The following is a 20,832-nucleotide window of genomic DNA, read 5'->3' on the forward strand; positions in this document are numbered from 1 at the left end:
GCCTCACATGCGTTCGAAGGAGCGGCGGAGCTCCCAGTCGGTCACCGCGGAGTCGAAGGCGTCCAGTTCGACCCGCGCCATGTTGCGGTAGTGCGCGACGACCTCGTCGCCGAAGGCGGCCTTGGCGACGGGGCTGTTCTCCCACAGCTCGGCGGCCTCGCGCAGCGTCGTCGGGACGTGCGCGTAGTCGCCGGTGTAGGCGTTGCCGGTGCAGGCGTCGGGGAGTTCGAGCTGCTGCTCCATGCCGTGAAGCCCCGCGGCGATCAGGCCGGCGACGGCCAGGTACGGGTTCACGTCACCGCCGGGCAGCCGGTTCTCGAAGCGCATCGAGCGGCCGTGACCGACCACGCGCAGCGCGCAGGTGCGGTTGTCGTGGCCCCAGGCGGCGGCCGTCGGCGCGAAGGAGCCGGGCTGGAAGCGCTTGTAGGAATTGATGTTGGGCGCGTACAGGAGCGAGAAGTCGCGCAGCGCCGTGAGCTGTCCGGCGAGGAAGTGCCGCATGACGGGCGACATCCCACCGGGGTCGTCCGAGGAACCCGCCATGACGTTGTTGCCGTCGGCGTCCTGGAGCGAGAGGTGGATGTGACAGGAGTTGCCCTCGCGCTCGTTGTACTTCGCCATGAAGGTGAGCGAGACGCCTTCCTGCGCGGCGATCTCCTTGGCGCCCGTCTTGTAGATGGCGTGCTGGTCACAGGTGACGAGGGCCTCGTCGTAGCGGAACACGATCTCGTGCTGGCCCGGGTTGCACTCGCCCTTGGCGGACTCCACGGTGAGGCCCGCGGCGGCCATGTCGTTGCGGATGCGGCGCAGCAGCGGCTCGATGCGTCCGGTGCCGAGGATCGAATAGTCGATGTTGTACTGGTTGGCGGGCGTCAGGGCCTTGTAGCCCGCGTCCCATGCCTGCTCGTACGTGTCCTTGAAGACGATGAATTCCAGCTCCGTGCCGACGTGGGCGGTGTAGCCGAGTTCGGCGAGCCGGTCCAGCTGGCGGCGCAGGATCTGGCGCGGGGCGGCGACGACGGGCGCGCCGTCGGTCCAGGCGAGGTCGGCCATGAGCAGGGCCGTGCCCTCGTTCCAGGGGACGCGGCGCAGGGTGGCGAGGTCGGCGTGCATGGCGAAGTCGCCGTAGCCGCGGTCCCAGGAGGACATCGCGTAGCCGTCGACGGTGTTCATCTCCGTGTCGACGGCGAGAAGGTAGTTGCAGCCCTCCGTGCCGTGCTCCAGGACCTCGTCGAGGAAGAACCGGGCGGCGAACCGCTTGCCCTGGAGCCGCCCTTGCATGTCGGGGAAGGCCAGGACGACAGTGTCGATCTCACCGCTCGCCACGAGAGCACGCAGCTCCTCGATGCCGAGCGGGGGTGTGCGGTCTGCCACGGGAAAAGCCTCCTTGGGTCAGCCGAGTGGCCATAAGGTATTGCCGAGAACCATTGCTTGGGAAGGGGGTACGGGCAGATGTCGCACACGGAGGCGGACGCCGCGCACGTGCCGGGCGACGACCGGCTGACGCAGGTGCTGCGTCCGGTCCGGGCGGGCAACGGCTTCGAGGAGGCCCTGGAGCAGATCCTCCAGGTGGTCCGCCTCGGCCTGGTGCCCGGCGGGGAGCGGCTGCCCGCCGAGCGGGAGCTGGCCGACCTGCTCGGGATCAGCCGGGTCACGCTGCGCGAGGTCCTGAAGGTGCTCCAGGACCAGGGGCTCGTGGAGTCGCGGCGGGGGCGCTACGGCGGTACGTTCGTGCGCCCGCGCCCCGCGGCGGCGGGCGAGGACGAGCTGCGCCGCCGGATCGCGGACGTGGACGTGGAGGACGCGCTGCGTTTCCGCGAGGTCCTGGAGGTGGGGGCGGCAGGCCTTTGCGCGGCGCACGGGCTCGACGACGCGCAGGCGCAGCGGCTGCGGGCGGCACTCGCCCGCACGCACGACGCGCCCCTCGCCGACTACCGCCGCCTGGACACCCTGCTGCACCTCACGCTGGCCGAGCTGTCCGGCTCCCCTTCGCTCACCGCGCAGTACGCGGCGGTCCGCGCCACGGTCAACGAACTCCTGGACTGCATCCCGCTCCTGGTCCGCAACCTGGAGCACTCACAGCGCCAGCACACGGCACTGGTGGAGGCCGTCCTCGACGGGGACGCGGACGGGGCGCGGGAGATGATGCGCGAGCACTGCGGGGGGACGGCGGCGCTGCTGCGGGGGTTCCTTACGTGAGGTGATTAACCGCGGCGTAACGCATGGGTCTTGCTTTCTCACCCCTGCGCCCGCAAAGGTATGGCTCCATTCCATTGAATGACTCAATGCCGCCGCAGGGAGCCCCGTCATGAGCCTGGAGTCCACAGAGCCATCGAAGGCCCGCGCCTCCGAGGAACCGGACGACTACCTGGAACGGCGCGCGCTGCGCCGCGGCAACGCGGGCTGGGTGCTGCTCACCGGCCTCGGCGTCGCCTATGTCGTCTCCGGCGACTTCTCCGGCTGGAACTCCGGCCTCAAGGAGGGCGGCTTCGGCGGCCTCGGCATCGCGATGGCGCTCATGGGCGTCATGTACGCGTGCATGGTGTTCTCGCTCGCCGAGCTGTCGTCGGTCCTGCCGACGGCGGGCGGCGGCTACGGCTTCGCGCGCCGCGCGCTTGGCCCCTGGGGCGGCTTCCTCACCGGCACCGCGATCCTCATCGAGTACATCCTGGCGCCCGCCGCGATCGTCATCTTCATCGGCGACTACGTCGAGTCGCTCGAACTGTTCGGCCTGGAGTCGGGCTGGCCGGTGTATCTGGCCTGCTTCGTGCTCTTCATCGGCATCCATCTGTGGGGCGTGGGCGAGGCGCTGCGCTTCAGCTTCGTGGTGACGGGCATAGCGGTGGCCGCACTCCTCGTGTTCGCGGTGGGCGCGTTCATGGACTTCGACACCTCGCACCTCAACGACATCAAGGTCGACAACGACGCGTTCGGCTCCAACTCCTGGCTGCCGCTCGGCCTGCTCGGGATCTGGGCGGCCTTCCCGTTCGGCATGTGGTTCTTCCTGGGCGTGGAGGGCGTGCCGCTGGCCGCCGAGGAGACGAAGGACCCCGCCCGTACGCTGCCGCGCGCCATCCGCTGGTCCCTGTGCATCCTGGTCGGCCTCGCGCTGCTCACCTTCTTCGCCTCGGCGGGGGCGCGCGGCTCGGCGGCGATCCAGGACACCGGCAACCCGCTGGTGGACGCGCTGCAGCCGAACGGCGAGGCGACGGGCCTGAGCCGGGTCATCAACTACGCGGGCCTCGCGGGCCTGGTGGCATCGTTCTTCTCACTGATCTACGCGGGCTCACGGCAGCTCTTCGCGCTGTCCCGCGCGGGCTACCTGCCGCGCTTCCTCTCCCTCACCAGCAGCCGCAAGGCCCCCTACCTCGGCCTGCTCGTCCCGGGCGCGATCGGCTTCGCGCTCGCGGCGGCGACGGGCGACGGGGCGCGGATGCTGAACGTGGCGGTCTTCGGCGCCACCATCTCGTACGCCCTGATGTCCCTGTCCCACATCGTGCTGCGCCGCCGCGAGCCGAACCTGCCGCGCCCCTACCGCACCCCCGGCGGCATCCTGACCTCGTCGGTCGCCCTCGTCCTTTCCTGCGCGGCACTGGTCGCGACGTTCCTCGTGGACGTCACGGCGGCGTTCATCGCGCTGGGTGTGTACGTCGTGGCGCTCGCGTACTTCGGCCTCTACAGCCGCAAGCATCTGGTGGCACGGGCTCCGGAGGAGGAGTTCGCGGCGCTGGCCGAGGCGGAGGCGGAGTTGGAGCGGGGCTGAATCAACCGGACCAGACCGGATCGGACCGGACCGGATCGGACCGCGAAGAACGATCGCGAAGAACGTGGAGAACCAGGTGAACAGACCCCTCATCGGCATCAGCACCTACCTGGAGGCGAAGGCCGGCTGGGGCGTGTGGGAGCTCCCCGCCGCGCTGCTGCCCGCCGGCTATCTGCGGCTTGTCCAGGCGGCGGGCGGCCTCGCGTCGATGGTGCCGCCCGACGAGCCGCGGTACGCCGCCGACGTCGTCGCGCGCCTCGACGGCGTCGTCATCGCGGGTGGCCCCGACGTGGAGCCGTCCCGGTACGGCGCCGAGCGGCACGACCGCACGGGCCCGCCCGCGCGGGAGCGGGACGCGTGGGAACTCGCCCTGATCCGGGCGGCGTTGGACTCCGGCACCCCGCTGCTCGGCATCTGCCGGGGCATGCAGCTCCTGAACGTCGCCCTCGGCGGCACGCTGGTCCAGCACCTGGACGGCCACGTGGCGGCCCCCGGCGTCTTCAGCACCCACACGGTGAAGCCGGTCCCCGGCACGCTGTACGCCGACATCGCCCCCGAACCCACCGACGTCCCCACCTACCACCACCAGGCCGTGGACCGTCTCGCCCCCGGCCTCGTCCCCTCCGCCCACGCGGACGACGGCACGATCGAGGCCATCGAACTCCCGTCCCCCGCCTGGGCCCTGGGCGTGCAGTGGCATCCGGAGATGGGGGAGGACTTGCGGGTGATGGGGGCGTTGGTGAGGCGCGTACGGGGGGAGTGAGAGCGGGAGGGCGCAGGCCGAGGGGCGTCGCGGACGGCAGGAGGCGCAGGCGTGCCCCGCCCAGAACGACTAGGGCGCCCCACGCGTCAGGCTCAACAACTCCCGCACAGGCCCCACGGGCACATGTCCCACCGGCCACACGGCCCGCAGCTCCCGCCGCAACCGCACCCCCTCCACAGGAATCCGCACCAGCCGCCGCGCGGCCAGCTCCTCGCCCACGGCCAGCTCACTGAGCACCGCGGGCCCGGCCCCACTCACCGCGGCCGACTTCACCGCGGTGGTCGACGACAGCTCGAGGAGCGGCCGCGCGAGCGCCCCGAGCGCGGCCTCAAGAACGGCCCGCGTCCCGGACCCCTCCTCCCGCAGGATCAGCGGCGTGGCGGAGAGCTCCGCGGCCCCGAGCGGCACCCGCCGCCGCGCCCACACGTGCCCCGGCGCCACCACCACGACGAGCCGGTCCTGCGCGACGACCACCCCGTCCAGACCGGCCGGTACCCCGACGCCCTCCACGAACCCGACATCGGCCTGACCGCCGAGCAACTGCCCGGCGACCACGGCCGAGTTGCCCGCGATCAGCGACACCGCCGTGTCGGGCAGCCGCGCGCGCAGCGCGATGAGCCACCCGGGCAGCAGGTACTCGGCGATGGTCATGCTCGCCGCGACCCGCAGCCGCGAGTCCCGCCGGTCCCGCAGCGCCTGTGCCCCCACGTCGAAGGCCTCGGCCGCCTCCACGATCCGCCGCGCCCAGTCGGTGACGAGGGCGCCCGCCTCCGTGAGCCGTGACCCGCGCGGGGAGCGGTCCACCAGGGCGACGCCGAGCTGCCGCTCCATGGACCTGATCCGCCCGCTGGCCGCGGGCTGGGTGATGCCGACCTCGCGCGCCGCCCGGCCGAGACTCCCGAGCCGCGCCACGGCCAGCAACAGCTCCAGGGCGGCCAGGTCCGGCACCCGATGCGCGAGCGGCGCCCCCGCCGACGTACCGAAAGAAGCCGACGTACCGGAAGAAGCCGAAGCGCCGGAAGAAGCCGCCCCACCACCAGAGACACTCATAACCCCAGGTTATGCCCTCATAGCCAAGAGATCCCTGGTGGCCGACGCCGACCGGGCGCACCGTGGAGTCATGGTCACAGTCGTCCACTCCCCCGCTCCGGCCCGCCCGGCCACAGGGCCCCGCTCGGGCGCCGTCCGCCACCTCGGCCCGAACTGGTACGCCTCCGTCATGGGCACCGCCATCATCGCCAACGCGGGCGCCGCGCTGCCCGTGGACGTCCCGGGCCTGCGCACGGGTGCGACCGTGGTGTGGGCGCTGTCCCTGCTGATGCTGGTCACCCTGCTCGCGGCCCGCGCCGTCCACCTGGCGCACCACCGCGACCAGGCGCGCGCCCACCTCGCCGACCCGGCCATGGCGCCGTTCTACGGCTGCCTGGCCATGGCGCTGCTCGCCGTGGGCGGCGGCACGATGCTCGTCGGCGTCGACTGGATAGGCACCACGGCGGCGGTCGCCGTCGACACGGTCCTGTTCACCGCCGGTACGGCCATCGGGCTCGCGGCAGCCGTCGCCATCCCCTACCTGATGGTGGTCCGGCACCGCGTGGAGCCGGGCACCGCCTCGCCCGTGTGGCTGCTGCCCGTCGTGGCACCCATGGTCTCGGCCGCCCTCGGCCCCCTGCTCGTGCCGCACCTGCCCTCCGGCCAGGCCCAACAGACCCTGCTCTACGGCTGTTTCGCGATGTTCGGCCTGAGCCTGCTTGCCACCCTGGTGATGCTGCCGCTGATCTTCGCTCGCCTGGTGAACGGCGGCCCCCTGCCGCTCGTGCTCACCCCCACCCTCTTCCTGGTCCTCGGCCCCCTCGGCCAGTCGACCACCGCGGCCAACAAGTTCGCCGACGTCGCGCCCGGCGTGCTCCCCGCCCCCTACGACCAGGGTTTCGCGGTCTTCGCCGTGCTGTTCGGCGTGCCCGTCATGGGCTTCGCGCTGATGTGGCTGGCGCTCGCGACCGCGATGGTGCTGCGGGCCCGGCGCCGCGGCATGGGCTTCGCGATGACCTGGTGGGCGTTCACCTTCCCCGTCGGTACGTGCGTGACGGGCGCCGAGGGCCTCGGCAAGCACACCGGCCTCGCCGCGTACGACTGGCTGGCCGTGGCGCTGTACGCACTCCTGGTGTCGGCCTGGCTGGTGGCGATCGTCCAGACCGCACGCGGCCTGGCCAACGGCAAGCTGCTCGCGGCCCCGCGCTGAGCACAGACGGCGCGCACCTCAGCGGCGAGCCGCCCGCAGCGCCTCCCCCAGCACCGCCGGGGCCTCCGCGAGCGACGGTCCGTACCACGTCAGATGGCGTCCGCTGACGAGCGCGACCGGGAGCTTCGTGGGGAACGCCTCCGGGCCGTCCTCACGCGTGAAGCGGTACGGCTCGTCCGGAAGGACCACCAAGTCCAGGTCCGCGGCGCGCAGTTCGTCGAGGGGGACGCGGGGATAGCGCTCGGCGTGGGACCCGTACGCGTTGTCGACGCCCAGGCGGGCCAGCAGGTCCCCCGCGAAGGTGTCCCGGCCGAGGACCATCCAGGGCCTGCGCCAGATCGGGACGGCGGCCCGCAGCCGGCCCGACGGGAACGCCGGGCACGGCGGGCACGGCGGGTCGAGCCAGACGGCCTCGGCCCGTTCCAGCCACTGCGGACGCCCCGCGGCCCCGCACGCGGCAAGGACCCGTGCCAGCTCACGGAACGCCTCGTCGAGGTCCCGCACCTCGGTGACGAGCACCTCGATGCCCGCCGCCCGCAGCGCCGCGATGTCCGGCGCGCGGTTCTCCTCCTCGTTGGCGATCACCAGGTCGGGGGCGAGCGCCACGATCGCGGGCACGTCCGGGTTCTTGGTGCCTCCGATGCGTACGACATCGAGGTCCGCGGGGTGCGTGCACCAGTCGGTCGCGCCTACCAGCGCGCCCGGCACGGTCGTGGCGACGGCCTCCGTCAGCGACGGCACCAGCGAGATCACCCGGATGTCGGCCACCCGCCCGTCACCCTCCCCCGCTCTCAAGCACTCTTCGAGTGGACCTCAGCCACTTCTCGGCCAATCCTGGTCCGCTCCTTCAGTGCCGGCCGCCGTCGACCGCCTCGATGTGGTCCCCCACCGCGACGACGAGCACGCGCGCGTCGGCCGCCGTGGCCCGCCAGCGGTGCCGCACCCCACCGGTCAGATACAGGCTGTCGCCGCGCCCGAGGCGGTAGGCGCGCCCCTCCGCCTCGACCTCCACGGCGCCGCCGATGACGTACATCAACTCGTCGTTGCGGTGCTGGAACTCGCGACCCTCGTCGTGGTCGCCGACGTACTCGAAGACATGCAGTTGGTGGTGGCCCCGCACCAGGTCCCGCACGTGCGTCTCGGGGGTGCCGCCGGCCAGGCTGACCTGGTCGTCCGCGCGCACCACGTCGACCGTGCAGGCCGGATCGGCGGCGGCGAGGAGCTCCACCGCGGTGGTGCCGAGGGCGTCGGCGACGCGCTCCAGGGAGCGCATGCTGGGCCGGGCCCGCTCGTTCTCGACCTGGCTGAGGAAGGGCACGGACAGGCCGCTGCGTCCGGCTACGACGGCGAGGGTGAGTTCGAGCTGGCGACGGCGGCGCCGCACGGCCGAGCCCACCCGGAGGGTCTCCTTGTACTCGTCCATGGCCCCGCCTCCCTTCTTCCGCTGCGCGTCATCACCCTGATGGGTTTTCTGCACCCTACGCATGTTCGCCAAACGGTTTTACCCAGTTGGACGCTCCGGGCGCCGGTTCCGGCCGCCGCAAGCCCCCGCGCACCCCGTACGGACCGTACGCGGGCGGTTACAGCTCGCGCCAGTGGATCAGGTGTCCGGATTTTCCCCGAGGAACGCCCCGAGGGGTGGGCCTCGCCACACGGGCGAGGCCCACCCCTCGGGGACGGGAAGGTTCCGGTTGACCGACTACGCGGCCGTCATCTTCTCCTCGAAGCCCGGGTTCTTCTTAAGCCAGGCGTCGACGGCCTTGGGCTCATTGCCCTTGCCCGCCTTGTTGATCTCGTTCTCCAGGCTCGCCAGCTGTGCCTCGCTCATCTTGAAGGCCTTGAGCCACTTCGTGAGCTGCGGGTACTGCTGGGGGAAGTCCTTGCCGGAGAGCGTGCGGATCGTGTTGCCCTTGCCGAAGCCGCCCTTGGGGTCCTTCAGCTTCGTGAGGCCGTACTCGCTGTACGCCCAGTGCGGCGTCCAGAGCAGGACCGCGATCGGCTCCTTCTTGGCGTACGCCGCCTTCAGCTCGGTGAGCATCGCGGGCGTCGAGCCCGCGGCGATCTCGTACTCCCCCTCGAGGCCGTAACCGGGCAGGACCTTGTCCTTGAGGGCCTGCATCACGCCGGTGCCCGGCTCGATGCCGATGATCTTGCCGTTGAACTTGTCGCCCTTGCCCTTGAGGTCCTCGAGCGACTTCACGTCCTTGACGTAGGACGGGACGGCGACCTCCAGGGACGTCGGGCTGTACCAGGAGCCGAGGTCCTTGAGGTTCGCCTTGTTCTTGTCCCAGTACTGCTTCTGGGCCGTCGGCAGCCAGGCGTCGAGGTTGAGGTCGATGTCGCCCTGCGCGAGACCGGTGTAGGCCGGACCGACGTCGGCCGGCGTCAGCTCCATCTTGTAGCCGCGCTTCTCCAGGACGCGCTTCCACAGGTTGGTGACGGCGATGTTCTCGTCCCACGCGAAGTACGCGGCCTTCAGCGGGCGCTTGTTCTCGTCGCCGCCGGCGTTCTTCGGCAGGGGCGCCATCTTGTCGAGCACGCCCGGGTTCTTCTTCAGCCAGGTGCGCACGGCGTCCTGCTGCTTGCCCTTGCCGGCCTTGTTGATCTCCGCTTCAAGGTCCGTGAGCTGCTTCTCGGTCATCTTGAAGTTCTTGAGCCACTTGCCGACCTCGGGGTTCTCCTTCGAGAAGCCCTTGCGCGCCAGGGTGTGCACGCCGTCGCCCTTGCCCCAGGCACCCTTCGGGTCCTTGAGCTTCTTCAGCTTGAAGTCGCTGTACGCCCAGTGCGGCGACCACAGCGTGGTGACGATCGGCTCCTTCTTGGCGTACGCCGCCTTCAGCTCGGAGAGCATCGCGGGCGTCGAGCCGTCGACGACCTTGTACTCCTTCTTGAGGCCGTACGCGTCGAGGACCTTGTCCTTGAGCAGACCCATCATTCCGGCGCTCGTCTCGATGCCGGTGATCTTGCCGTCGAACGTGCTGCCCTTGCCCTTGAGGTCCTCGAGGGAGTTGATGTCCTTCATGTACGCGGGGACAGTCAGCTCAAGGGACGTCGGGCCGAACCAGGAGCCCAGGTCCTCGAGGTCCTTGCCGTACTTCTTCCAGTACGAGGCGTGGGTCGTCGGCAGCCAGGAGTCGGTCTGGAAGTCGATGTCGCCCTGCGCGAGGGAGGTGTACAACGGCCCGGCCTCCAGCTGGCTGGTGGTCACCTTGAAGCCGCGCTGCTCCAGGGCCTCCTTCCAGAGGAAGGTGGAGGCGACACCCTCGTCCCAGGGGATGTAGCCGATCTTGACTTCCTTGCCCTGGCCGACGTTCTTGGAGTCGGCCACGGACTCGGAGTCGCTGTCACCGAAGATGCCCATGCCGCCCGCGACGAGCGCGAGGGCGACGACTCCGGCCATCGCGACGACGGGCCGGGGGCGGTAGTTCCACACGTTCAGGCCCTGCGCGGCCCGCAGCTTGGCGAGCGCGCGGCGGCCGAGCGGGGAGACCTGGCCACCCAGGCCGCTGGTGACGCGGTCCAGGTAGATGGCGAGGATCACGATGGAGATGCCCGCCTCCGCGCCGAGGCCCACGTCGAGCTGGCCGATGGCGGCGTTGACGTCGGCGCCGAGACCCGGGGTGCCGACCATGCCGGTCAGGGCCGCCATGGAGAGGCCGAGCATGATGACCTGGTTGACACCGGCCATGATCGTCGGCAGTGCGAGCGGCAGCTGGACGCGGAAGAGGGTGTTGCGGGGCGTGGTGCCGAACGCGTCGGCGGCCTCGACCAGATCCTTGTCGACCTGGCGGATGCCGAGCTCCGTCATGCGTACGCCGGGGGCGAGCGCGAAGACGAGCGTGGCGACGATGCCCGCGGGGGCGCCCATGCGGAAGAACAGCAGTGCCGGGATGAGGTAGATCATCGCGGGCAGCGTCTGCATCAGGTCGAGGACCGGCCTGACGATGCCGCTGACCGTCTTGGAGCGGGCCGCCCAGATGCCCAGGGGCACGGCTATGACCAGCGCCACGAAGGTCGAGACGAGCACCAGGGACAGCGTCATCATCGCGTTGTCCCACAACTCCAGGGACACGATGAACGCGAAGCCCGCGAAGGCGAGCACACCGCCGAGCAGACCGCGCAGCCAGAACGCGATGACGGCGAGGATGCCCGCCATCAAGAGCGGCTCGGGCCCGGAGAGGACGTCGTAGACGCCGTCCCACATGTTCTGGAAGAGCGTCTTGATGAAGTCGAACAGCCAGTCCATGTTGGTTCTGGACCATTCGACCGCGTCATTGACCCAGTCGCCGAAGGGAATCCTAGGCACCGCTGCTCACCTTGCCCACGCTCTTGCCGCCGTTGTCCTTGGCCTGCTGCGCGGGGACGGCCGCGTCCTGCGGCCCTTCCTCCCGCGGTGCCGGCTCCCCGAGCACGGCAAGGAGCCGCCCTCGCGGCACGACACCGATGAGCGCGCCCTTCTCGTCGGTCACGGCCACGGCCACATCGCTGGTGGAGCAGGGCGTGAACAGCTCGATGATCGGGCTGTCCGCGGTGACGGTCGCCGGGGCGGCGGTCATGTCGAAGCCCTCCGGGGGGTCGGCCATGATCGCGCCCGCGGTGAGCACCCGGGACCGGTCGACGTCCTGCGTGAACGAGGCCACATAGTCGTTGGCCGGGGTGACGAGGATGTCCTCGGAGGTGCCGATCTGGACGATGCGGCCGTCGCGCATGACGGCGATCTGGTCGCCCAGGCGCATGGCCTCGTTCAGGTCGTGGGTGATGAAGACGATGGTCTTCTTCAGGCGCTTCTGCAGCTCCAGGAGCTGGTCCTGCATGTCGCGGCGGATCAGCGGGTCGAGCGCGCTGAACGACTCGTCCATGAGCAGCAGGTCGGCGTCCGTGGCGAGCGCGCGGGCCAGGCCCACGCGCTGCTGCATGCCGCCGGACAGCTCGTCGGGCCAGGACTTCTCCCAGCCCTTCAGGCCGGCCAGCTCAAGCGCCTCGGTGGCCCGCTTCTCGCGCTCCACGCGCGGCAGACCCTGCACTTCGAGGCCGTACGCGGCGTTCTCGAGGACGCTGCGGTGCGGGAACAGCGCGAAGTGCTGGAAGACCATGCTGATCTTCTTCGAGCGCACCTCGCGCAGCTCGCGCGCGCTCAGCTTGGTCAGGTCTTGGCCGTCGAAGAGCACCTGCCCGGCGGTCGGCTCGGAAAGCCCGTTGAGCATGCGCAGCAACGTGGACTTGCCGGAACCGGAGAGACCCATGACAACGAAGATCTGGCCCGGCTCGACGGTGAAGGACGCGTCGATCACCGCGGCGGTGGTTCCCTCGGCGCGCAGTTCTTCACGGTCGGCTCCGTGGCGGAGCTTCTCCACCGCGCCATCGGGTCGTCTGCCGAACACCTTGTACAGGTGTTCGGCTTGCAGCCTGGACACATACACCTCTCGGGTTGAACCAAGACGGCCCGCCTCCCCCGCCGGCGGGCCGTGGAGCGACGCGGGGTCTGCCCGCTTTCCTGTCAAGAAGTTGAAAACTCGACCGGGTTCGCTCCGCGTGCGCGCCTGCCCCCGCTTACACGGCCCAAACCCAAGAGTGCCGCAGGTCACATTGCCCGCCGTTCGCCGGGTGTTCCCCCGGCCGTCTCCCTCGAAGTCCCCCCGGTGGCTTCCCCGGTCCCGTTGTCGGTGCCGTGCGGCATGATGCGAAGGTGACTCAAGCAACGCGGCGGCTGATGCTGCTCGACACGGCGTCCCTGTACTTCCGGGCCTATTTCGGGGTCCCCGAGTCGGTGCGGGCCCCGGACGGCACCCCGGTGAACGCGGTGCGCGGCCTCCTTGACTTCATCACGCGCCTGGTCCAGGACCACCGCCCCGACGACCTGGTCGCCTGCATGGACGCGGACTGGCGCCCGCACTGGCGCGTCGAGCTCATCCCGTCGTACAAGGCGCACCGCGTCGCCGAGGAGGCCCCCGAGGGCACCGCGTCCCCGGACACCGAGGAGGTCCCGGACACCCTCTCCCCCCAGGTCCCGGTGATCGAGCAGGTCCTGGACGCCCTCGGCATCGCCCGCGTGGGCGTCGCCCCGTACGAGGCGGACGACGTGATCGGCACCTTCACCGGGCTGGCCACGGGCCCGGTCGACGTCATCACGGGCGACCGCGATCTCTACCAGCTCGTGGACGACGCCCGCGGCATCCGCATCCTCTATCCCTTGAAGGGAGTGGGCACCCTTCAGGTGACCGACGAGGCGTGGCTGCGCGAGAAGTACGGCGTGGACGGTCCGGGCTACGTGGACCTCGCCCTGCTGCGCGGCGACCCGAGCGACGGCCTTCCCGGGGTGCCCGGCATCGGCGAGAAGACCGCCGCCAAGCTGCTCGACGCCTTCGGCGACCTGGCCGGGATCATGGCGGCGGTGGACGACCCGCGGTCCAAGCTCACCCCGTCGCAGCGCAAGCGGCTCGACGAGTCCCGCGCGTATGTGGCCGTGGCGCCGAAGGTGGTCCGGGTCGCGGACGACGTACCCCTGCCGGACGTCGACGTCGCGCTGCCGCACGAGCCGCGTGATCCGGCCGCCCTGGAGGAGCTCGCCGCGCGCTGGGGGCTCGGCGGCTCACTGCACCGCCTGTTGACCGTCCTTCAGGACTGAGGTGTTAGGTTAGGTAAACCTAACAAGCAGTGGACGAGTGGACTCAGGGGAAGGCCGACCGCAATGGCAGAGCGACCCGCACGCAAGACTCCCAAGCCGCACATCGCGCAGGTCGTGCGCACCGAGCGCCTGACGCCGCACATGCAGCGCGTGGTGGTGGGCGGCGAGGGCCTCGCGGATTTCACGGCCGGAGACTGCACGGACCACTATGTGAAGCTGCTCTTCGCGCCCGAGGGCGTGAGCTACCCGGAGCCCTTCGACATCCAGCGGATCCGTGAGGAGCTGCCGCGCGAGCAGTGGCCCGTGACGCGTACGTACACGGTGCGCTGGTGGGACCCCAAGGCGCGCGAGCTCGCCCTCGACTTCGTGATCCACGGCGACGAGGGCCTCGCCGGGCCGTGGGCGCGGCGGGTGCGGCCGGGCGAGACGGTCCGCATGCTCGGCCCCGGCGGCGCGTACGTCCCGGACCCGGCCGCCGACTGGCACCTGATCGCGGGCGACGAGAGCGCGCTGCCCGCGATCGCCGCCGCCCTGGAGTCCCTGCCCGAGGGCGCCGACGTACGCGCCTTCGTGGAGGTCGAGGGCCCCGAGGAGCAGCAGCCGATCGACACCCACGCCGAGGTCGTCTGGCTCCACCGCGCCGGCCGCCCCGTCGGCCGGGCCCTGGTGGAAGCCGTCCGCGCCCTGGACTTCCCCCAGGGCGACGTGCAGGCCTTCATCCACGGCGAGGCAGGCTTCGTGAAGGAACTGCGCCGCCTCCTGCGCGTGGACCACCAGGTCCCCCGCGAGCGCCTCTCCGTGTCCGGCTACTGGCGCCTCGGCCACAACGAGGACGGCTGGCAGGCGTCGAAGCGGGAGTGGAACGCACAGGTGGAGGCGGAACAGGAGACAGCTGCGTAGCCGCTGCGCTCGGCTTGGGCGGTGTGCCCACGCTGCGGCGAACGGGGACGCGGCCGGTGCCTGCGCCTCACCCACACTGCGGCGGAACGGGCACGTGGCCCCGCGCCTGCGCCTGCGCCTAGCCCACCCCGTCCTCCTTGATCCGCGCGTGCAAGTGCATGTCGTGCCACCCGTCCTCGTGCAGGATGGCGCTGCGCTTGGTGCCCTCCGTCTCGAAGCCGGTTTTCAGGGCCACTCGGCAGGACGCTTCGTTGGCTGTCGCGTGGGTGAGTTCCAGGCGGTGCAGGCCCGCGACGTCGAGGGCCCAGTCGGCGAGGGCGGTGACCGCGCGGGGGGCGACGCCTCGGCCGCGGGCGCGCGGCAGGGTCCAGTACGCCATCTCCGCCTGGCCGTCCGCGAGGTTGATCTCGCGCAGCGCGACCCGGCCGAGCACCTCACCGGTGTCCCCGTCGGCGACCGCCCAGTGCGCGTTCTGCTCCTCGGCCCACGCCGCCCGCCAGCCCTCGATCCACTCGCGGGCCTCGTCCTCGTCGTCGGCCACGCGCGCGTGCCAGCGTTGCAGCACCGGGTCCTGGAAGGCCTCGTACACGGCGGGCGCGTCCCGCGGCGACCAGGCGCGCAGGATCAGGCCGCCGTGGGCGGCGAGGGTCGGTTGCTCCTGGCCCGCGAGGGTTCCGGGCTCCACCACGTTCGGGATCTTGTACGGCATGCCGTCATCGTGCAGCGTGGCCGCCGCGCGAGGACAGCGGTTTTTCGGGGCTCTCCCGGGAGCCGGCGGCTTCGCCAGTAGCCTTGCCCGCTGTGACCCGAAGACGCCGCGTTCCGCCCCCTCCCCTGCCGCAGCGCGACGGCGTCGACCCCGTGCGGGTCCGGCTTCCGGCCGACGGCGCGTGGGCCACGGTGCGCGACCACCTCGCCGAGCGCCTCTCCGTCCCGGACGGAGTCGTCGACGCGATGCTGCGCGAAGGCCGGGTCGTCGGGGCGGACGGAGTGCCGGTGGCGCCGGACGCCCCGTACCTGGCGGGCGCGTACGTGTGGTTCCACCGGGACCTGCCCGCCGAGCCCCCGGTCCCGTACGCCATCGACGTCGTGTACCGCGACGAACACATCGTCGTCGCCGACAAACCGCACTTCCTGGCCACCATGCCGCGCGGCAGCCACGTGACACAGACCGCGCTCGCGCGCCTGCGCGCCGGCCTCGGCATCCCGGCGCTCGGCGCCGCGCACCGCCTGGACCGGCTCACCGCGGGCCTGCTCCTGTTCACCGTGCGGCCCGAGGAACGCGGCGCGTACCAGTCGCTGTTCGGCGACCGCCGGGTCCGCAAGGAGTACGAGGCCGTGGCCGCGTACGACCCCCGGCTCGACCTGCCGCGCACCGTACGCAGCCACATCGTCAAGGAGCGCGGCGTCCTCGCGGCGTACGAGGTGCCCGGCGCCGAGCCGAACAGCGAGAGCCGCGTCGAACTCATCGAGCACGACGGCCGGTTGGGCCGCTACCGACTCCTCCCGCACACCGGCCGCACGCACCAGCTCCGGGTCCACATGAACGCCCTGGGCCTGCCCATCCTGGGCGACCCGCTGTACCCGGAGGTGCGCGCGGCGACGGCGCCGGACGACTTCCGGCGCCCCCTCCAACTCCTGGCCCGCGTCCTGGAGTTCACCGACCCCGTCACCGGCGCGGCACACCGCTTCGCGAGCGGACGCACCCTGGAGGCGTGGTCGGCGTACGACGACTGGGCTCAGTAGCCGCGCCACCACTCAAGCAAGCGCCGCCAGGCGCCCTTGCGCCGGATCGGCGCGGCAGCCGGCTGCTGCGGCGCGGGAGCGACCGGCTCCGGCGCCGGGGCGGTCGGCTGGGGGAACGGCTGCGGCATCGGGGACGACACCTCCCAGTTCCTGCGCGGCGTCGGCACATGCGACATCGGCCTGGCCTTGACGTCCTGCGGCGGCCGCTTGCCGAAGGTCACCGGCAGCTCCACCAGGTGCCGGGACAGGATCGACGACCGCCAGCCCAACTCCCGCTCGTCCACGGCGAGTTCCACATCGGGCAGCCGCATGAGCAGCGCGTCGACGCCGGTGTCGGCGATGGCGCGGCCGATGTCCTGGCCGGGGCACTCGTGCGGCCCGCCGCTGAACGCGAGGTGGGAGCGGTTGCCCTGCATGTTCGCGGCCAGGTCGGGGCGTACGACGGGGTCGACGTTGCCCGGCTGGATGCCGAGCAGCAGTCCGTCGCCCGCCTTGATCTGCTGGCCGCCGAGCTGGGTGTCCTGCTTGGCGAAGTAGCCGACCATCGCGCTGAACGGCGGCTCGTCCCACAGCGACTGCTCGACCGCCTCGGGCACCGTCATCTGGCCGCCGCTGAGCTGGGCGCGGAAGCGCGGGTCGGTGAGGACCATGCGCAGCACGTTCGCGATGAGGTTCGCGGTGGCCTCGTACGCCGCGATGAGCACCAGGCGCAGATGGGCGGCGACCTCGTCGTCGGTGAGCTGCGCGGGCTGGGCGATGAGGGCGCTGGTGAAGTCCTCCTCGGGCTGGGCGCGGCGGCGCACGACGTGCCGGGTGAGGGCCTCCATCACGTACTCGTTGCTGGCGATGGCCGTCTCGGTGCCCTTGATCATGTCGCGGGCGGCCTGGACCATGCGCTCGCTGTAGTCCTCGGGCATGCCGAGGACGTGCAGCATCACCATCATCGGCAGTTGCTCGGCGAACTGGCCGACCAGGTCTGCCCGGCCGGTCTCGCAGATGTCGTTGAGGAGCTTGTTGCTGTAGCGGTTGATGTGGCGGCGGATGCCGCGGTGGTCGAGGCCCGCCATGGCGCCGGTGACCGCCCCGCGCAGCCGCTGGTGCTCGGCGCCCTCGACGAAGGACGCCATCGGCTGCCAGGTGAACACGGGCGCGAGCGGGTGGTCCAGGCCCGCGGTGCCGTCCTTGACGGCGCTCCACTGCCGGGAGTCGCGGGTGTACTGCGACGGCGTGCGGACCATGTGCAGGTTCTCGCTGTGGCCGAGCACCGCCCAGACGCGTACGTCGTTGTGGAGCAGCGCCGGGGCCACCGGGCCGTGTTCGGCGCGCAGTTTCTCGTACACGCCCGCGAGGTCCTGGTCGGCCTCGGGGCCGAACAGGCGCCGCAGGCCGCCGGCGCCGATGCCGGAGGACTGGTGGGCGGGGCAGCCGGGGGGCGGCGCGGTGGCCGCGTCGGTGCCGGGTCGGGAGGGAGAGGGGGTCGTCACGGTGGTCGCTCCGGGGTCGCGAAAGGTCCGGGGTGTGTGGGGTCGTTGGGGCGTGAGGTGGCGCGGGCGCGCGGTGCGGGACCGTCTGCCCACGGCCGACCGGAGGGCTCAGGCCCTGGCGACGGCCAGGGCGTGCAGATAGCGCATGAGCGTCATCAGCGTGTCCTTGCTGGAGACCCGCTGGCGGGCGTCGCAGTGCACTATCGGCACGTGCTGGTCCAGGTCGAGCGCCGTGCGCAGGGCGTCGAGCGGGTGGCGCGGCGCGTCCGGGAAGTCGTTGACGGCGATGATGAACGGCACGCCGCGCTCCTCCAGGCGCCCGATCACGTCGAAGCTGACTTCCAGGCGGCGGGTGTCGATGAGGACGACGGCGCCGAGGGCGCCTTCGAAGAGGCCGTTCCACAGGAACCAGAAGCGTTCCTGACCCGGGGTGCCGAACAGGTAAAGCACCAGCTCCTCGGAGACGCTGATCCGGCCGAAGTCCATCGCGACGGTCGTCGCCGTCTTCGTCTCGGAGCCGTAGTTGTCGTCGACTCCGATGCCGGCCTGCGTCATGGTCTCTTCGGTGGTCAGCGGACGGATCTCGCTGACCGAGCCCACCATCGTCGTCTTGCCGACTCCGAACCCGCCCACGATGACGACCTTCACGGCGGCCGCGGCCGTGGCGGGCAGGACGTCCTGCTCGCGGGGCCCGGTGATCGCGCCGGAGGTGAGCGTGTCAGAGCTTTTGAAGTCCATGCATCACCGCTTCGAGAAGGGAACGGTCGGGGAGCGCGGAGCGCACGACGGGCGCGCGCGCCTGCACTAAGTCCGCCGCGAGCAGGTCCGTGAGGACCACGGTCACCACGCTGACCGGCAACGCCATGTAGGCCGAGAGCTCCGCGACGGACAGCGGCGTCCGGGACAGCCGCAGCACGGCGGACTGCTCGGGCTGGGCCGTCGGGGACGGGTCGCCGTTGGCGACGATCAGCGTGACCAGGTCGAGCGGTGCCCGCTCCGAGTCGTCGCCGGTGAGGATGTAGAGCCTCTCCGGGTTCTCCGGACTGCGGCGTTCACGCCGGACGGGCACCTCCGCCTGGAAGCGGGCATCGTGGCCGTCGAGGCCGGACAGGCCATCGGGGCCGTCGGGGACACCGTCTTGCAGAGGGTCTAGCGGATGAGTCATACGGCCTGCCCGTCTCGCCGGGGCGGGCTCGTGAGGTGCGCGCCGATCCGGACGACCAGGTCCCGCATGCGGTTGCCGATCATGCCCGCGTCGACGGTTTCCTCGGCGAGGACGGCGAGATACGCTCCGGCGCCCGCAGCCATCATGTAGAAGTAGCCGCAGTCGACCTCGATGATGACCATGCGCATGGTGCCGTCGCTCTCCAGGATCTCGGTGGCCACGGCGGCGGCGAGGCTCTGCAGCCCGGCGCAGGCGGCGGCGAGGCGGTCGGCCCCGTCGGGGTCACCGCCATGGCGCGCGATGCGCAGACCGTCGGCGGAGAGCACCACGATCTGCCGGACCCCGTGCACGCCGTCGGCGAGCTCCTTGAGCATCCAGTCGAAGTTGGCCCGCTGCTGGATCACTTCCAGCCCCCCTCGTCGGCGTTGTCGGTGCTGCCGTGGTCGTTGTGGTTGCGGACCTGCTGCGGGGCCGCCGGGTCGTGCGCGGGGTCGCCCGTGGTGGGGTCCTCGCCGTTCACGCCCTTCATGAAGGCCTCGATCCACAGACCGGGCTCCTTCTCCTCCTTCGGCGCCGGCTGCGGCGGCGGAGGGGGGGCCGCGGCCATGGCCGCCTCGGCGCGGCGCTGGGCCTCGGCCTCCTGCGCGTAGCGCTCGCTGAGCGACATCTTGACGCGACTCCTGCGCTGCGGAAGGCCATTGGCCGTCCACTCGGTGACTTCGGGGATGTCGTCCGCCATGGACGCAGTGAGCGGCATGGAAGGGCGGGGCACCGTGGTGACCTTGCGCGGCTTCTTGCGGCGGATGTCGCGAGCCTCTTCGATGATCGTGCCGTCGGCGTTCACGCGCGGCACCGCGGCGGCGCCGATGCCGTGCGCGAGGCCGGGTGCGGGCTCGGAGGTGAGCATGTCGCGCGGCACGATGAGGACGGCGCGCACGCCGCCGTACGCGGACTGCCTGAGCGAGACCTGGAGGTTGTACATCTGCGAGATCCGGCCCACGACCGCCATGCCGAGGCGCGGTGTCTCACCGAGGTCGTTCAGGTCCATACCCTGCTGCGCCCGTTCCAGCATCCGCTCGGCCCGGGCACGGGCCTCCTCGCTGAGGCTGACACCGCCGTCCTCGATCTCGACGGCGATGCCCGTCTGCACCTCGACCGCGGTGACGTGCACCCGGGTCTGCGGCGGCGAGTAGCGCGTGGCGTTGTCGAGCAGTTCGGCGCAGGCGTGGATGAGCGGCTCCACCTTGGTGCCGTGGATGTTGACCTTGGCGATGGAGTGCAGGTCGACGCGCTGGTACTCCAGGATCCGGGACATGGCGCCGCGCAGCACGCTGAACAGCGGTACGGGCTTGGGCCATTGGCGTCCGGGGCGGGCCCCGCCGAGCACCGTGATCGAGTCGGCGAGGCGGCCGATGAGGGCCGTGCCGTGGTCGATGCGGAGCAGGTCGTCGAAGACCTCGGGGTTGCGGCCGTGGAACTCCTCCATGTCGCGCAGTTCCGCGGCCTGTTGGTGGACGATGGACTGCACGCGCCGCGCGATGTTCACGAAGGCGCGCTGCGCGTTCTCGCGCATCGCCTCCTCGTGGTCCAGGGTGTCCAGGACGGAGCGCAGCAGGACGCGCTGGGCCTGCGGCAGACGGCGGTTGGTCTCGTCGCCGTCGATGACGTGGCGGATGACCTCGGAGGGGGCCTCGCCCTGCCGGACCCGGTAGAGGGTCTCGGGCAGCAGTTCGCGGCCCAGGCGGATCGTGTCCTCGTCGTGGGTCGCGATGCGGTGCTCCAGGTGCGCGGTCTGCGCCGCGTGAGCCCTGCGCAGGTCCCGGAGCGCGCGGCCGCGGCGAGCTGCTTCGGCGCCGACGGCGACGACCACCAGCGTGGCGATGGCGCCGCACCAGCCGACCGCGATCCGGGCCGGCTCCGTCACCGCGGCGACGGCGGCTCCCGTCGCCGCCGCCATGACCATGGCGGGCAGCAACAGCACGCGTGCGTAAGGGACTTCTCGGCCACCGGGAGGCGATTGAACACTCACCATGTATGCCCTCTGAACACTCGTCTTGGGGGGGGGGAGGAATTGGGGACGTTGGATACGTGGGGGATGTGGGGGTACAAGTCACTGGCGGGGGGTTTCACCCCGCGGAGGAAAACGA

General features: G+C 71.4%; 19 protein-coding genes. 7 read left to right on the forward strand and 12 right to left on the reverse strand.

Going from position 1 to position 20,832, the window contains the following annotated elements:
* Positions 1-3: 3 nt before the first annotated feature.
* The gene (locus IEY91_RS26660) at positions 4-1,374 is read right to left on the reverse strand and encodes a glutamine synthetase family protein (protein ID WP_189175948.1); all 1,371 of its coding nucleotides are present in this window, start codon (positions 1,372-1,374) and stop codon (positions 4-6) included.
* 78 nt (positions 1,375-1,452) lie between these two features.
* Here IEY91_RS26660 and IEY91_RS26665 point away from each other — a divergent pair, with 78 nt between their 5' ends.
* The 3 genes from IEY91_RS26665 to IEY91_RS26675 all read left to right on the forward strand — a co-directional run bounded on the left by IEY91_RS26665 (position 1,453) and on the right by IEY91_RS26675 (position 4,526).
* On the forward strand, positions 1,453-2,199 hold the full coding sequence (locus IEY91_RS26665) for a FadR/GntR family transcriptional regulator (protein ID WP_164326315.1): 747 nt from the start codon (positions 1,453-1,455) through the stop codon (positions 2,197-2,199).
* 109 nt (positions 2,200-2,308) lie between these two features.
* Positions 2,309-3,763 carry an ethanolamine permease gene (gene eat / locus IEY91_RS26670; protein ID WP_164326314.1) on the forward strand — a complete coding sequence of 485 codons (1,455 nt, stop codon included), beginning with the start codon at positions 2,309-2,311 and terminating at the stop codon, positions 3,761-3,763.
* Between the two features lie 76 nt (positions 3,764-3,839).
* Positions 3,840-4,526 carry a gamma-glutamyl-gamma-aminobutyrate hydrolase family protein gene (locus IEY91_RS26675; protein WP_189175949.1) on the forward strand — a complete coding sequence of 229 codons (687 nt, stop codon included), beginning with the start codon at positions 3,840-3,842 and terminating at the stop codon, positions 4,524-4,526.
* A 69-nt stretch (positions 4,527-4,595) separates the two neighbouring features.
* Here the strand turns inward: IEY91_RS26675 and IEY91_RS26680 are convergent, their stop codons facing one another.
* On the reverse strand, positions 4,596-5,576 hold the full coding sequence (locus IEY91_RS26680; protein ID WP_229697239.1) for a LysR family transcriptional regulator: 981 nt from the start codon (positions 5,574-5,576) through the stop codon (positions 4,596-4,598).
* A gap of 70 nt (positions 5,577-5,646) precedes the next feature.
* Between IEY91_RS26680 and IEY91_RS26685 the strand changes: the two genes are divergently transcribed.
* The gene (locus IEY91_RS26685) at positions 5,647-6,765 is read left to right on the forward strand and encodes a TDT family transporter (RefSeq protein ID WP_164326312.1); all 1,119 of its coding nucleotides are present in this window, start codon (positions 5,647-5,649) and stop codon (positions 6,763-6,765) included.
* Positions 6,766-6,783: 18 nt separating this feature from the next.
* Here IEY91_RS26685 and IEY91_RS26690 read toward each other — a convergent pair whose 3' ends face one another.
* The 4 genes from IEY91_RS26690 to IEY91_RS26705 form a co-directional block, all read right to left on the reverse strand.
* Positions 6,784-7,533, reverse strand: coding sequence for a helical backbone metal receptor (locus IEY91_RS26690; protein WP_164326311.1), 750 nt, complete (start codon positions 7,531-7,533; stop codon positions 6,784-6,786).
* Between the two features lie 79 nt (positions 7,534-7,612).
* Positions 7,613-8,188 (reverse strand): helix-turn-helix domain-containing protein, encoded by a 576-nt coding sequence (locus IEY91_RS26695; RefSeq protein ID WP_164326310.1) that lies wholly within the window; start codon positions 8,186-8,188, stop codon positions 7,613-7,615.
* Between the two features lie 276 nt (positions 8,189-8,464).
* Positions 8,465-11,071, reverse strand: coding sequence for an ABC transporter permease/substrate binding protein (locus IEY91_RS26700; protein ID WP_164326309.1), 2,607 nt, complete (start codon positions 11,069-11,071; stop codon positions 8,465-8,467).
* Positions 11,064-12,179, reverse strand: a complete 1,116-nt coding sequence (locus IEY91_RS26705) for a quaternary amine ABC transporter ATP-binding protein (RefSeq protein ID WP_229697240.1) — start codon at positions 12,177-12,179, stop codon at positions 11,064-11,066. The genes IEY91_RS26700 and IEY91_RS26705 overlap by 8 nt, the downstream gene beginning before the upstream one ends.
* Positions 12,180-12,475: 296 nt before the next feature.
* Between IEY91_RS26705 and IEY91_RS26710 the strand changes: the two genes are divergently transcribed.
* Complete coding sequence (locus tag IEY91_RS26710) at positions 12,476-13,390, forward strand: 5'-3' exonuclease (protein WP_189176025.1); 915 nt, start codon at positions 12,476-12,478, stop codon at positions 13,388-13,390.
* A gap of 63 nt (positions 13,391-13,453) precedes the next feature.
* The gene (locus IEY91_RS26715) at positions 13,454-14,290 is read left to right on the forward strand and encodes a siderophore-interacting protein (RefSeq protein WP_189175951.1); all 837 of its coding nucleotides are present in this window, start codon (positions 13,454-13,456) and stop codon (positions 14,288-14,290) included.
* A 118-nt stretch (positions 14,291-14,408) separates the two neighbouring features.
* On the opposite strand, the gene IEY91_RS26720 is transcribed toward IEY91_RS26715, so the two are convergent.
* Positions 14,409-14,999, reverse strand: coding sequence for a GNAT family N-acetyltransferase (locus IEY91_RS26720; RefSeq protein WP_189175952.1), 591 nt, complete (start codon positions 14,997-14,999; stop codon positions 14,409-14,411).
* A 92-nt stretch (positions 15,000-15,091) separates the two neighbouring features.
* Here IEY91_RS26720 and IEY91_RS26725 point away from each other — a divergent pair, with 92 nt between their 5' ends.
* On the forward strand, positions 15,092-16,036 hold the full coding sequence (locus IEY91_RS26725; protein ID WP_189175953.1) for an RluA family pseudouridine synthase: 945 nt from the start codon (positions 15,092-15,094) through the stop codon (positions 16,034-16,036).
* Here IEY91_RS26725 and IEY91_RS26730 read toward each other — a convergent pair.
* The 5 genes from IEY91_RS26730 to IEY91_RS26750 form a co-directional block, all read right to left on the reverse strand.
* A complete protein-coding gene (locus tag IEY91_RS26730; RefSeq protein WP_189175954.1) occupies positions 16,030-17,520 on the reverse strand; it encodes a cytochrome P450 in 1,491 nt (496 codons plus the stop codon). The genes IEY91_RS26725 and IEY91_RS26730 overlap by 7 nt on opposite strands.
* A 108-nt stretch (positions 17,521-17,628) precedes the next feature.
* On the reverse strand, positions 17,629-18,258 hold the full coding sequence (locus tag IEY91_RS26735) for a GTP-binding protein (protein ID WP_164326303.1): 630 nt from the start codon (positions 18,256-18,258) through the stop codon (positions 17,629-17,631).
* Entirely contained in the window at positions 18,239-18,589 is a 351-nt protein-coding gene (locus IEY91_RS26740; protein ID WP_229697255.1) for a DUF742 domain-containing protein, read from the reverse strand. The genes IEY91_RS26735 and IEY91_RS26740 overlap by 20 nt, the downstream gene beginning before the upstream one ends.
* A 92-nt stretch (positions 18,590-18,681) precedes the next feature.
* Positions 18,682-19,089 carry a roadblock/LC7 domain-containing protein gene (locus IEY91_RS26745; RefSeq protein WP_164326301.1) on the reverse strand — a complete coding sequence of 136 codons (408 nt, stop codon included), beginning with the start codon at positions 19,087-19,089 and terminating at the stop codon, positions 18,682-18,684.
* Positions 19,086-20,717: an ATP-binding protein gene (locus IEY91_RS26750; RefSeq protein WP_229697241.1), complete on the reverse strand. Its 1,632-nt coding sequence runs from the start codon at positions 20,715-20,717 to the stop codon at positions 19,086-19,088. The genes IEY91_RS26745 and IEY91_RS26750 overlap by 4 nt, the downstream gene beginning before the upstream one ends.
* Positions 20,718-20,832 lie beyond the last annotated feature (115 nt).

This window comes from Streptomyces lasiicapitis, from assembly GCF_014646335.1.
Lineage (GTDB): Bacteria > Actinomycetota > Actinomycetes > Streptomycetales > Streptomycetaceae > Streptomyces > Streptomyces lasiicapitis.